General features: G+C 55.5%; 10 protein-coding genes and 3 pseudogenes. 1 reads left to right on the forward strand and 12 read right to left on the reverse strand.

The annotated features are described in order from the left end of the window. Positions 1 to 21: 21 nt before the first annotated feature. The 12 genes and pseudogenes from C7445_RS12910 to C7445_RS15030 form a co-directional block, all read right to left on the reverse strand. Positions 22 to 1,455: an ABC transporter substrate-binding protein gene (locus tag C7445_RS12910; RefSeq protein WP_134160957.1), complete on the reverse strand. Its 1,434-nt coding sequence runs from the start codon at positions 1,453 to 1,455 to the stop codon at positions 22 to 24. 270 nt (positions 1,456 to 1,725) lie between these two features. Next, positions 1,726 to 2,124 carry a hypothetical protein gene (locus C7445_RS12915; RefSeq protein ID WP_134160958.1) on the reverse strand — a complete coding sequence of 133 codons (399 nt, stop codon included), beginning with the start codon at positions 2,122 to 2,124 and terminating at the stop codon, positions 1,726 to 1,728. A 3-nt stretch (positions 2,125 to 2,127) separates the two neighbouring features. Beyond that, positions 2,128 to 2,556, reverse strand: coding sequence for a hypothetical protein (locus C7445_RS12920; RefSeq protein WP_134160960.1), 429 nt, complete (start codon positions 2,554 to 2,556; stop codon positions 2,128 to 2,130). Between the two features lie 12 nt (positions 2,557 to 2,568). Then, positions 2,569 to 4,002 carry an aldehyde dehydrogenase family protein gene (locus tag C7445_RS12925; protein ID WP_134160963.1) on the reverse strand — a complete coding sequence of 478 codons (1,434 nt, stop codon included), beginning with the start codon at positions 4,000 to 4,002 and terminating at the stop codon, positions 2,569 to 2,571. A gap of 16 nt (positions 4,003 to 4,018) precedes the next feature. Continuing rightward, positions 4,019 to 6,012 (reverse strand): annotated as a pseudogene (locus C7445_RS12930) (YjhG/YagF family D-xylonate dehydratase). An 11-nt stretch (positions 6,013 to 6,023) separates the two neighbouring features. Next, entirely contained in the window at positions 6,024 to 7,100 is a 1,077-nt protein-coding gene (locus C7445_RS12935) for a Gfo/Idh/MocA family protein (protein ID WP_134160965.1), read from the reverse strand. Then, complete coding sequence (locus C7445_RS12940) at positions 7,097 to 7,906, reverse strand: sugar phosphate isomerase/epimerase family protein (protein ID WP_134160967.1); 810 nt, start codon at positions 7,904 to 7,906, stop codon at positions 7,097 to 7,099. The genes C7445_RS12935 and C7445_RS12940 overlap by 4 nt, the downstream gene beginning before the upstream one ends. Before the next feature lie 49 nt (positions 7,907 to 7,955). Then, complete coding sequence (locus C7445_RS12945; RefSeq protein ID WP_134160969.1) at positions 7,956 to 9,125, reverse strand: enolase C-terminal domain-like protein; 1,170 nt, start codon at positions 9,123 to 9,125, stop codon at positions 7,956 to 7,958. 55 nt (positions 9,126 to 9,180) lie between these two features. Then, entirely contained in the window at positions 9,181 to 9,885 is a 705-nt protein-coding gene (locus C7445_RS12950) for a GntR family transcriptional regulator (RefSeq protein ID WP_134160971.1), read from the reverse strand. 510 nt (positions 9,886 to 10,395) lie between these two features. Then, positions 10,396 to 10,593 (reverse strand): hypothetical protein, encoded by a 198-nt coding sequence (locus tag C7445_RS12955; RefSeq protein WP_134160973.1) that lies wholly within the window; start codon positions 10,591 to 10,593, stop codon positions 10,396 to 10,398. A 158-nt stretch (positions 10,594 to 10,751) separates the two neighbouring features. Next, on the reverse strand, positions 10,752 to 10,886 hold the full coding sequence (locus C7445_RS14920) for a hypothetical protein (RefSeq protein WP_279586223.1): 135 nt from the start codon (positions 10,884 to 10,886) through the stop codon (positions 10,752 to 10,754). A 115-nt stretch (positions 10,887 to 11,001) separates the two neighbouring features. Then, a pseudogene (locus C7445_RS15030) lies at positions 11,002 to 11,157 on the reverse strand (IS1595-like element ISAxf1 family transposase); the annotation flags it as partial. Positions 11,158 to 11,479: 322 nt separating this feature from the next. On the opposite strand from C7445_RS15030, the pseudogene C7445_RS12960 reads away from it, so the two are divergent. Further along, positions 11,480 to 12,646: pseudogene (locus tag C7445_RS12960) on the forward strand (IS3 family transposase). Positions 12,647 to 13,018: the final 372 nt, after the last annotated feature.

The following is a 13,018-nucleotide window of genomic DNA, read 5'->3' on the forward strand; positions in this document are numbered from 1 at the left end:
CTCATGAAATTTGCGCTCTGATTATTGGAGCGTATTTTGAATTTGCTCGTTCGCCGCATTCAGCGCCGAAGCGATGTCTCCGTTCTTGTAGGTCTTCGTCGCAATCTCATCCGCAATCTGGTTGGCTGCCCCGCCGAACGCCACCTCCACATTGCCCCAGTTGCCACTAAACGGGTAGGGATACGCGTGATTTTCCGCTTGTTCCAACATGCTGATGGTCGGTGTTTCAAGCGGCTTATAGTTCTTATATGCGTCGACGTTCACCGGAAGGTAGCCGATGGAATTGAAGATTTCCCGTTGTTGTGGAACGCTTGTGAAGAAGTTGATCCACTTCAACGCCGCTTGATACTGAGCCCCTTGAACGTAGGTCGGGATCACCAGAAAATCGCCAGATGTAAACGTTTGCACAGGCGTTCCGCCTTTTGGGAGTTTTGACATTCCGTAAGGAATCGTCGGCATCGGCGCATACGCCCAATCGTTCTTCACGGCCGACGCGTTCAACGAAGGCACGAACGCATAGCTTTGCATGGGCAGCATCGCAATCTTTTGATTCTGGAACGCGCTCACGAGGTCTGTCGACTTGTAATCCAAGTCATTCGGAGACGCAATCTTGAATTTGTTCACCCAGTCAAACCAGAAACTAAGCGCTGTCTGTACGGGTTTTGAATTGAGGGTGGCTTTGGTGTAGTTGGAATTCAGGAAGTCGCCGCCGAGTTGCTTCGCCATGACCCAGTTGATGTGCCACGGGTCGATCGAATCCGCAGGATCGATGCCAGTGCCCCATTGGTCTTTGGACGGTTTCGTGAGCTTTTGAGCATCCTTGACGAACTGTGTCCAGGTCGTCGGTGGAGACTTGATTCCAGCTTCTTGAAACATCTTCTTGTTGTAAACGAGCGCAAACGGATTGATCTCCCATGGGATTCCGATCTCCTGGCTTGCGGACGGGCCTGACATGGTCAACTGTTTTGCGAAATATCGAGATTTGCCGCCAATCGCCTTCCAGTCCGCTGCCGACAGTACATGAAAGCCGTGCGTGGCATAGGCCGTAGGAATGGGCCCGACGTCCATGATCGTAGGTCCTTGCCCAGTCGCGGTCATGGTCTCAATGTCGGTATCTTCCTGAGACGCGGAGTCCCATGTGGACCAAGTCACTTTGATACCGGGATTTTGCTTTTCAAATTTCGCAATCATGTCGTTGACCATCTTCTTTTGACCTTGCGGATTGCTGGTGATGAGGCCCAACGAGAGGCTGATGGTAACGGGGCTGATGCTCGCGTTTTCGTGTGCAGTGTTTGCGTGTGTTGCACTTGCTGTCGATGTACCGCCGGGCTTGACTTCTGCACTGCCGTTGGACGTATTAACACCTTGCGGCATCGTCGTACAAGCGACTAGAGCAAACGAAGAACCTAATCCCATCGCCGCGCCCAGAAGTGCGCGCTTGGCATGTTTCCGCATAGGAAATCCCCCTTGAATACCTAATAGAACAAGCAGATTACGAATACGCTTTCATGGATGCGTGTCTCGTTTGTATACTTATATACTTGTATACAACGATTATAGATGAACGCAGAGACATAAATCAAGACGCGTCTTCAAGAAGAATTTCGATAAATTCACCAGTACGGGTATGCCGAGCGAGTCGGATGGTACGATCCAGCGCGTCGTTTCCCGCTCATCCCTCGACCGGGTTTCACAGCACTCCGATATCGCCAATCGCGATTTCAATCACGTTCCCCTGCCGTCAGCGAAAATTCGTCTGGCGGGACGGTCCCTGTGCCGGTCATCAACGCTGTGCCGTCCTGAATGACGTTGTCCCGCAACAGGTAGGAGATCAGTTCGGTGAAGCTCCGACGAAATTGCGACAGCGACACAATTCCGTTGTACGCGATCTCGCCGTCCCGCCGAATGGATCAATTGAATGTCCCAATTTTCCGGATGCTCTTCCCTTTCGTTCCACAGCAGCGCCGGACCTAGTGAACAGCTTTGTGCAAACAGCTTCGCCTGCGGCAGATACAGTGGATTCTCACCTTCGATGTCGCGCGAACTGAAAACGTCGCCGATGGTCCAACCGATGATCGAGCCGTCCGCAGCGATAACAAGCGTCAATTCAGGCTCAGGCACCATCCACTAGGAATCGGATCGCAGTCGCAACGGTTTTCCTGGTGCGACCAATCGGTCGCGGGTCGCTTTGAAGAACAATTCCGGCCGCTCCGCGGTGTATACCCTGTCGTAGACGCTGTCCTTCACCTGTGTCTCCGCGTTGCGCGCGTCGAGGCTGCGCTCGTACGTCACCCCTGACGCCCACACCTCCGGCGCGGCGACGGGAGGCAACAGGCGACCTTGTCGCTCGAGATCGGCAAACGACAGGCAAGCTCCGGTCGCCAGTCTCTTCCCGGCTTCCGCCGGTGACAGGTCGAGCGCGCGAAGCGCATGCCACATCGCAATCGGCTCGGTCCACGCTGGGACGCGCTTGGTCACGCTGTACACGGCGTCTCCCTCGAGTATGCCTAGGTGGACGCGATCATCGTCTGGGTGCAGAAATCGGATGGTTTTCATCTGTGGCCCTCATCATCCGTAATAGATTGCGCAGGTCTTCGTCTGCGTGTAGAAATCCAGCGCGGCTTGTCCCTGCTCGCGGGAATGGGAACTGGAAGCTTTCATGCCGCCGAATGGCGCTTGATACTCGACGCCTGCGAACTCCAGATTCACGCGGACCATGCCTGCCTCTGACTCATTCAGAAAGCGCAAGGCGTGATGGATGTTCTGCGTGAATACGGATGCGCTCAGACCATAGACGGTCTGATTGCTCAACTGGACCGCTTCATCGAAGCCGCTCGCGGGAAGCAGCGCCATGACGGGGCCAAAGATCTCGTCCGTCACCAATGGGCTGTCTCTGTCAACGCCTTCGATCACGAGCGGCTGGACGTAATAGCCTTCCGCTTCGGCGTTGAGATGATCTCTGTGCACGCGTTTGGCGTTGGTCTCCGCCAGTTTCACGTAGGACTGCACTTTTTCGAACTGTTGCCTGGATGCCACCGGGCCCAGGTACGAGCGTGGATCGAGCGCGAAGCCGGTGTAGACGTCTTTCAATTGGTCCGTCAAAGCGGTCAGAAACGCGTCGTATATCGTCGCTTCGACGATCACGCGGCTGGTCGCTGTGCATTTCTGCCCGGCGGATCGGAATGCGCCGCTCAAGATGGCGGGTACCGCCACGGACAGATCCGCATCCGCCAGAACCACTGCGGCGTTCTTCCCGCCCATTTCCGTCTGGTATTTGATGTTGCGCGCCGCAGCCATGGCGGCGACGTGCATGCCTGTATTCGTCGAACCCGTAAAGCCCACACCGTCAAGGGTTGTCTTCTCAAACAGCGCGCCGCCGAGCTCTGGCCCCCTGCCGATCACGACATTCAGCACACCGGCCGGCACGCCAGCGTCAGCGAACACCTGCGCGATTCGCGTCGCCGACAGCGACGCATTCTCCGCGGGTTTCCAAATGACCGTGTTGCCGCAGATGAGGGCGGGCGCGATTTTCCAAATCGGGATGGCGACCGGAAAATTCCACGGTGTGATGATGGCGACCACGCCGAGTGGAACACGGCTCGTGTATTGGAGGACCTGTGATTGGCTGGCCGGAATGACTTGGCCGACCGCTCGCGCGCCTTCGGCTGCGTAATACTTCAGCAGATTGACGCCGCGCATCACCTCCCCTTTCATTTCGGTGATGGGTTTTCCCATTTCAGAACTTGCAAGCACGGCGATTTCTTCGAGTTGTTGCTCCAACAGCGCGGCAGCCCGGTAAAGGATGTCGCCCCGCGCCATGGGTGATTGATCGGCCCAGCTTGGCAGGGCCTTGCGTGCGGCGTCGCCTGCGGCAATCACGTCGGACTCGTCCGAAAAGTGGAGCACACCGACGTCGACTGAGATATCCGAGGGTGAACTGATCACCATCGTTTCGGATGTCGGCGCATACCACTCGCCGCCTATCCAATTCTTTGATTCCACGTTGAGACCCCCTTCGTCATGCGTCAACCTGCGGTGAAAGCGCCAAGGCTTTCTTCCCCGCTTCAATCACTTCGATGATCTTATCCACGTCGTATACGACCCCTTTCCACGCCCCGCCGCTGACGGATTGGAGAGCCGCCCAGAGCCGGGTGTCGTCGGGAAGGTCGGGATCGGGCGCCAAATCGGCCAACGGTGTGCGTTTTGCGAGGACGGCCGCGCCCTCCTCCGGCGTGACAGGCGCGCCTAGGCGGCCCACGAAATCGACAGTTCCTTCGAGTCGCACGCGATCGATCTCGATTTGAATCAGATCTCCGTCCCGCAGGCGCCCAATCGGTCCGCCCGCAAGGGCTTCCGGTCCAACGTGGCCGATACACGCCCCGGCGGACACGCCCGAAAATCTGGCGTCTGTGACCAGTGCGACACGCTTGCCAAAAGGCAGGTACTTGAGGGCCGAAGTCAGTTGGTACGTTTCCTCCATCCCAGTGCCGGACGGCCCGCACCCCGTCAGTACCAACACGTCCCCTGCCTCAATCGATCCGTTTTTGATAGCTTCGATAGCCGACCGCTCGGTCGTAAACACCTTGGCTGGCCCGATGTGGCGGTACACGCCGTCCGCGTCCACAACGCTCGGATCGATCGCGGTCGACTTGATTACCGCTCCCTTCGGCGCCAGATTGCCCGTCGGAAACACCAAAGTGGACGTCAGCCCGCGAGATCGCGCGATATCCGGTGCCACAATGACGTCGTCAGGGTCGCTCCCGTCCATCTCACGCAGCCGTCTTCTCACGTTGTACCTGCGTTCAGAATCCTGCCACCAGTCCAACACGTCGGCGAGCGTCTACCCCGCGATGGTTTTGACGGAGAGATCGAGCAGCCCCGCCTTTCGCAAATGCAGCATCACTTCGGGCACGCCGCCGGCCAGGAAGACCCGAATCGTCGGGTGATCGACAGGGCCGTTCGGCAATACGCTCACCAACCGAGGCACCTGCTGGTTGATCTCCTTCCAGTCGCCGACCGTCGGGATCGACAACCCTGCAGCGTGCGCGACGGCGGGAATGGGCAGCAACAGGTTGGTCGATCCGCCGAATGCCACGTGCAAAGCCATCGCGTTGCGCAGACTGGCGTCCGTCAAGAGGTCCTGCATGCCCCAGCCAAGCCGCATGGCCTGCATGAGGGCCCTTGCCGAATGACGGGCCATTTCCAGCCAGATGGGCTGCCCTGATGGGATGAGCGCGGAATGCGGCAAAGCGATTCCCAGCCCTTCAGCGATCACTTGCGCAGTCGCCGCCGTGCCAAGAAACTGACAACCTCCTCCGGGCGACGCGCAGGCCTTGCAGGCGGCCTCGGAGGCGTATTCAAGATCGATCTCGCCATGGGCGTAACGGGCGCCAATCGTTTGAATCTTCCCTGCGTCTTCGCCGTCTTCCAGGGCAAGGTCACACCCCCTGGTACAATGATTCCTGGCAATTCACGCAGCGAAGCGAGCGCAATCATGGTGGCGGGCAAGCCTTTGTCGCAGGTGGCGACGCCCATCACGGCCCTGCGTGTCGGCAGTGATCGAATCAAGCGCCGCATCAATAACGCCGCATCGTTTCGATATGGCAGAGAATCAAACATGGCGGTTGTTCCCTGTGATCGGCCATCGCAAGGGTCGCTGACGTAGGCGGCGTACGGAATGGCCCCTAGTTGGCGAAACGCTTCTGCCGCCGCCTTGACCTACAGGCCAATTTCCCAGTGGCCCGTATGGTATCCGAGGGCGACTGGTGTCCCGTCTTCCTCGCGCAGGCCTCCCTGCGTGCTCAATATCAGCACGGACTTGCCGAGCACCTCGGCCGGACTCCATCCCATTCCGACGTTTTGGGTTAATCCAAACAGGTCTCCGCTCGGCCAATTGCGCAGCATGTCCGCAGTGAGCGGCAATTTTCCGGCAGGCCCTTTGGCCTTGGTCGGAATGTCGTAGATATCGTCAGACTGCGATTGAAGCATTCGGGACAAATCCTCGGTGTCCATCTTAACCCCCCCTAATCCTCTGCCCATGGTTGGACCGTCGAGGTGATTTCGTCACCGCTTTGGATGGACTGCTCGATGAGCATCGCCAAGTAGTGATCTTGAGCGCCTTCTGCCAGGCTGTAAAAATCGGGACCTCCTCGCGCGTAGTCCGCCATCTTCCGCATACAGGCGGCGACCGCGATTTCATCGTCGTAGAGGCGCGCGCCGGCGAACGGATTGCGGTACACCCACTGGTCCCCGCAGATGATCCCGCTTAAAAAGTAGCCCTCGACATTCTCCTCCTCGCCCCGATTGACGCGTTCCAAATCGAGATGGAGCGGTGTGCGGTGGTCCAGCAGCAAATTCACGCGGTGATCGTCAATTTCACCGCGCACCCCACGGACGGACAAGTGGGTTGACCGAATCCAGGAGCGGTGCTGACCGGCGGTGAAATCGTAAATGCCCAATTTGTCGCCAAACCGAATCCAGGCGATGTCCCGTTTGGACATCACGATGGATTCCTCAATCGGCGGACCGGCCCGCGTCGGACCGGCCACCATGGGGGATTCAAATCGCATGCCCCGGATGTCCGCGGGTTCGAAGCGTACGCCAAGCAACTTGCGGAGCAAGCTGATTCCGTGATAGCCGTGAGAAATCGAAACGGTGGCTTGGGTGATATCGCCCAACCTTCCCGACTGGACAATCTGTAACCTCGCGGCGTGCATCGGGCGGAACGCGTACTGCTCTGCGACCTGAATTCGTGCGCCAAGCCGGGTGAGCCGGTGCAATTCCAACAATCCCTCAAGATCCGCGGCCGGAGGTGTCTCCACCAGGGCCGGTATGCCCGCTCGCCGCAAATCGTCGACATACTCCACGTTTGCGGCCGGATGAATGGAGAGAACGACGAAATCGGGCGTGTGAACCGCGAGCAGTTCACCGAGGGTCCGGAAAGTCAAAACGGACCAATCTCGTTCAATCACTTGTCCCTTTTCGCGATCCCGGACCACCATGCCGCATACGTCGAACAATTCCGGCAACGCTCTCGCGACGTTCAGAAAATATTTGGTCCGAAAGCCTCCCCCAACGATGGCGAAGGATACGGCGGTCATAGGTCGATACCCAGTTCGCCGGCCAAGTTGCGAATGTATTCAACCTTTGGCCCATAGTCGTCGGGGTTGGACATGTGCTCCAACAGAACGGGAACGGGCAACGGGTCGATTGCCCGAAGCAGCGCTGGGTAATCCAGGTTGCCCTCGCCAATCGGCACTTCCGACATATGATACGTAATCGGCCGCGCACGTAGAAACGTATCTTTCAGATGAACGAGAAAAATCTTGTCGCCGACGGTTTCCACAAAGCGGCGCATGAAATCGCCGTTTTGAAAATACCGTTCGATATTCATGCAATTGACGGGATCGAACAGGATGCCCATCTTTGGATGGTTCACTTTGTTGGCCAATTGCAGGGCCCGCTGCTCAGAACTGACCGGTGTCATCACCCAGGTTTCAATCACGAGATGGACATCGAAGTCGAGGCCATCCAATACTTGCAGGCAACTGTCGGCCAACACGTCCAACGCGTGATCGGTCCAATTGTCGATGTGCGCCGACGCCGTCTCGCGGGGGCGACTGGGATCGCGATGCCCGCCTCCGACGACGACGTTCTTGCAGCCTGCCAGATGCGCCACGCGCATGGCCTGCCTGACGTGCTGAATGTTCTCCTGGCGAATGGCTTCATCCGTACTCGATAGATTGCAGTACGCGCCGATCTGCGCGTTCATGATCCCGAGTTCCTCAAACCGGCCCCGCAGAGCCAGCAGATCTTCGTCCGTCGCGTGCTCCGACAGTCTCATTTCGGCCGCTTTGACGGACAGCGTCTTGGCGTGATCGGGCGGTACAGCCGCGCCTAGAATCATATGGAGTCCCCCTGTCTTGGTCCAAGGTTGGGATTTACTTGTGGTCTGCTCAGCGATCGTTTGGAATCAATGGAAACCAGTCGATTCTGGACGGATCTCTGTCATACGGATAGCCGCCGAATTTTTGATATAGCTCCGAGTATTCGGCGAGTTTATCGGGATCGAGCGCAACGCCCAGTCCAGGACCGGTCGGTACGTCGATGCACCCATCGCGATATGTCAACTTGCCGCCGACGATGATGTCGTCGCTCAGGTGGTGGTAGTGCGAGTCTGCAGCGAATGTGAAGTTGGGGAGCACGGCACCGAGGTGCAGCATGGTGGCGAGTTGGATGCCAAGTTCTCCTGAAGAGTGCACGCCAATCGACGACTGGAAGGTCTCACACACGCTCGCCGCTTTGACACAGGCGCGAATGCCGCCCCAAAACGTCGTGTCCAGAAGGATCACATCGAAGGCTGGCGTCAGCGTGTTCGTCGCCAGCTGTTCAAAGTTGACGACGAAGGTGTTTGTCGCGATGGGAATGCGAACGTTTTGGCGCACTCGACGATTACCGTTCAAGCCGTAGGTTGGGTCTTCGAAGTAGTCGTTGTTCAGTCTCTCGATGCTCCTGCCAAAGCGAATCGCCTCTTCGACGCTGAGGGCGGCATTGGGGTCGTAGCGAAGCCGATCCTCGGGGAAAGTGCTTGCAAGCGCGTGATAACATTCCAATTCATAATCTGGATGAAATACGCCGCCTTTCAATTTGTGGACGCGAAAGCCGTGTTCGTTTCGCAACGCTGTGGCGTGCTGCACGAGTTGATCGATTGTCCGAACTTCGCCGAGGCAGGACTCGGAGTTAGGGATCCGATCCCGCAATCGTCCGCCAAGAATCTGGGAAATGGACACATTCAAGTATTTGCCCATCAGGTCCAGACAGGCGAATTCGACACCTGCCAGCATCTGCGTGCGATTGTTGTAGAGGCTCGCTGTCGGATTGGCGATTTTAAACCGAAGTTCTTCGAGCTTGAACGGATCGTGACCGACTAAGTACTGTTTTAGACCACGAATCGCGGCTTCGGCGCTTTCTCCTCCGCCCATTTCACCGAGGCCGACGAGACCTTCATCCGTAAACACTTGTACGATGGTCCGTACAAATCTGCCCCAATGCACGCCGTTGCTGTGGCGCAACGGGGCTTCGAGCGGCAAGGTCACTGTGGTTGCGGTCACGTCTGAGATTCGCACGATTCATCTTTCCCTTACACGGAAGTGATTGCTCCAAACGTGGTATGTCACTGGCTCAATCCGTGAAATAGTCTGGATATTTGTCCTTGACGACTTGAATGTCCTCACTCACTCTCGACAAGTGAGCACTCAGGATGGAGGTGGCTCGATCTCGATCCTTCGACTGCAACGCCTCCAACAGTTGTTCGTGCTCCCGAACAAGTCCTTCCGTGTACGGGATTTCCTGCAACGACAGGAGGCGAACGCGATTGAGGTGACCCCTCATCTGGGACACGACCGAAACGAGTGTCGCATTGCCAATGGCGGATAGGAGAAGTCTGTGAAACGCTTCATCGGCTTGCAAGAACTGTACGGCATCGCCATTTTGGATGACTTCCTTCTGAGATTGAAGATTACTGGTCAATGCTCTGTATAGGTCTTGGTATTTTCTCTGTACGGGTTCCCATTGGTCGACGATCTTGCAAATGGCGCTGACTTCAAGGCTCTCCCTGACGAATCTTGTCTCTTCTACTTTGCGTTCCGAAATCAGCGCAATTTTCATACCGCGTTGCGGCAGCACGTCGATCAACTGTTCAATATGCAACGCGCGAACGGCTTCGCGAACCGGCGTCCGACTGGTGTTCAACATCGTGGAAAATTCCGATTCGTAGACTGTCTGTCCGGGTTTCAGGCGCAACGCGAGGATATTTTCCCGAATAATTTCGTACGCTTGTTCCCCAAGCGTCTTCTTCCCTTCTCCAAATAGCATACCGATGACCATTTTCAACCCTCCGAGTCACAACGTCACGATGCTGGTGTGTCCGGTCCGGTTCGGTTTATTGTCGAGAATCGAGCCCGTTGACAGCGTCTCCCGCGCTGTGAGGTTCCTGACACAAATCACCTCTTTTATCCATGGAATGAGGTCACTTGAGCAAAGTTTCCGTAGACATCCTAGAGCGAGGTGCAGTTATAGAGGCAGTATATTGTATACTTGTATTCAAGTAAATGTACCCAATCGTCTTCAAGTAGCCACTTTCGGCTGTCATGCCTCGGAGAACCGCTATGCCGGCACATCTCACGAGGCGATATGCGGCTCGGCGGCCGTTTCCGATACTGTGCCGGGATTCACGAGCCCCAACGCGAAGAGGGGTGAGAACACCATGGAACAGACGTGCTGATAACCCGTCGCGGTAAGGTGAATACCATTGTCGCTGGGCATGAATCGCCACAATTGAACTTGTCCATCGCGGGCGCGCACATCGATATGGCCAGCCCCGAGCCTTCCCACACCTTAGCGCAGCGCTTCGTCGTATCGGTTATGCCAGCATTCGATTCCAACGCAGCAGGCAATCCAATGCGCGATGCTCGTGCCAAACCGCATGGACAGATGCCGATAGTAGCGAACTGGATCTAAAGGCAAGAGCGTCAACGGGAGCAGTTTCGCACCTGCCTCTTGAATCTGTTCCACCATGGGTTCAATGTTGCTCACAAAACTTTAGGGGAACATAAGGTGTGTGCTCGAGATCAGGGGCTTCAGCGACCTCGTTCCACCGAAAATCGCAGTCGTTGGCTCCAATTTCGATCACGACGATGTCTGGTTTCTCGGACAAGACGTCCTTCGCAAGCCGCTTCAGGAGCGAACTTGAATTATTCGTTAAACGCGCCGCGATTCGTCACGCTGATCTCACCGAGTGCTGTTGCGGCGCCAAAAGCTGACCGCGGCGACTGTTCGAGAAGTTTTGGATATGGGTTCTCGACAATGCGCAATCGGCCGCGAATCAAGGATACTCCTGGCGAGACTATCGCCGACGCAAGCAATCCTCATAGGTTGTCGAATCTTCTTTCTTTTTGACTCACCCTTACATTTCATAACCCAATTCTAAATGATAACCTAGTCTTGATCCGAGCCCCTCCCACGCTTTCCGTCCCCGTGACTTTCTCCACCGAAATACGCATCGTCACTTTGTACAAGGCCCTCCAATTGGTACCTTCCATTACGATCTACCATCGCCTTACGCACTTTACGCAACATGCCCCATGCGGTGAGGTACGACACCCCTATGTTTCGAGCAACCGTCGTGGTAGCTGTCAACATCGGATGTAAAATGGTTCTTTCGCGTTTTTGGTGATGGATTCAAAATCCCCTTTAATTCGACAGCATTTTCAGATCTAACACGCTACGATTTGCGTAGAGGTGATAGATATGGACAAGCTTCTCTCCAGCGACTTTCCTGAGCTCACCGTATCGCATGGATATTTCACTTCATCTCTCGTTGTTTTGCACCTTTCATCGACCTCCTCTGGTTGGTGTTAGGATGAAATAGTGGACACAACGAATCGAGAATGTAAGAATAAGGCGATTCGAGGTGAGCCACATGACACAGAAGTACGACAAGGAATTCAAACTTCACGCAGTTCAATTGGCTTTGGAGAGTGGGAAACCAGCGAGCCAGGTGGCTCGGGAGCTCGGTATTTCGCAAAAGACGTTGTATGGCTGGGTGGCAAAATACAAGGAGGATCCTTCCACCCCGTTCGTCGGAAGCGGGAACCTCAAGCCGGAAGCGAAGCCCCTACGGGATCTTGAGCGGGAAATCCGTGAACTGCGAGAGGAGAATGCGATCTTAAAAAAAGTTGTGCGCATCTTCACAAACGACCGGAAATAAAGTACCAATTCATCCACAGACACCGCTCCAAATTTTCGGTTGAGAAGATGTGCAAAATATTGGGGGTATCTCGGAGCGGGTATTATGTGTGGCGTCGGCGCCCTGAGAGCGAGCGTTCCAAGCGTCGCAATCGAATCACGAAGCGGATTCATCAGATATTCGTGAAATCCTGTCGACTCTACGGCAGTCCTAAAATCACGCAGATCCTGCGGCAAGAGGGCGAACGTGTGGCGCAGAAGACCGTGGCCAAAATCATGCGAGAAAACGGACTTCGGAGCCGTACAGTTCGCAAGTACAAGGCGACCACGTATTCGAACCATAATTACCCGGTGCAGGAGAATGTGCTAAACCAAACGTTCGTAGCAGAGCGTCCTAACCAAGTGTACATGGCAGACATCACATACATCCCAACGGATGAGGGATGGCTCTACCTGGCCAGCTTGGAGGATTTATATAGCCGCAAGATTGTGGGCTGGTGTGCGGACGCACGGATGACAAAAGAGCTGTGCATCAGAGCGCTGGAGCAGGCCTACAAACGCCAGAGACCAACAGAACCAGTGCTGCATCATTCGGACCGTGGGAAGCCAATATGCCTCTCGTGACTACCAGGAAAAGCTGCGAGAATACAAGATGATTGGTAGCATGAGTCGCAAAGGCAACTGCTTTGATCATGCGTGCATCGAATCGTTTCACAGCATTATTAAACGAGAGCTCGTCTATCTGGAAAAGTTCAAAACAAGGGAACAGGCGCTGCGGCGGATCTTCGAATACATCGAGATCTGGTACAACCGGGAGCGAGTTCACTCATCCATCGGTTATCGAACACCGATTGAATGCGAAAGAAGATATTTCCAAACATTGATGACCAAGGCAAGCTGAGTGGGAACAGAAACTATATCAAAATATTAAAACTTACAATTTCTCTGTTTTGGGGTGTCTATTCTATTGACTTAATACCAGGTAATCACTGTCCCGACTGCGGACACTGGACCAGTCGTGTCCACAGTCACTACCATCGAACAGTCGAAGATATCCCCATGTGTGACATACAAAGTTGTGTTACGTGTAAGGGCACGAAAATTCTTCTGTACAAACCCGCACTGTCATCGAAGAATATTCTCCGAACGCTTCCCTGGCTTTCTAGAACTCGACTTCCGTGAGCGTCAAATAGTGCACACCTAGCGCCAGCGTGCCTGGTGCGAGATGATCCCCCCAGAATCCGACCATGGAGGGATCATCGTGACGAAGGCG

The sequence above is a fragment of the Alicyclobacillus sacchari genome, from assembly GCF_004366795.1.
Taxonomy (GTDB): domain Bacteria; phylum Bacillota; class Bacilli; order Alicyclobacillales; family Alicyclobacillaceae; genus Alicyclobacillus; species Alicyclobacillus sacchari.

What these genes read in the sequence shown, in the direction of transcription:
- C7445_RS12910 (WP_134160957.1), bottom strand. Translation starts at nt 1,455, where the DNA reads ATGCGGAAACATGCCAAGCGCGCACTTCTGGGCGCGGCGATGGGATTA.
- C7445_RS12915 (WP_134160958.1), bottom strand. Translation starts at nt 2,124, where the DNA reads ATGGTGCCTGAGCCTGAATTGACGCTTGTTATCGCTGCGGACGGCTCG.
- C7445_RS12920 (WP_134160960.1), bottom strand. Translation starts at nt 2,556, where the DNA reads ATGAAAACCATCCGATTTCTGCACCCAGACGATGATCGCGTCCACCTA.
- C7445_RS12935 (WP_134160965.1), bottom strand. Translation starts at nt 7,100, where the DNA reads ATGACCGCCGTATCCTTCGCCATCGTTGGGGGAGGCTTTCGGACCAAA.
- C7445_RS12940 (WP_134160967.1), bottom strand. Translation starts at nt 7,906, where the DNA reads ATGATTCTAGGCGCGGCTGTACCGCCCGATCACGCCAAGACGCTGTCC.
- C7445_RS12950 (WP_134160971.1), bottom strand. Translation starts at nt 9,885, where the DNA reads ATGGTCATCGGTATGCTATTTGGAGAAGGGAAGAAGACGCTTGGGGAA.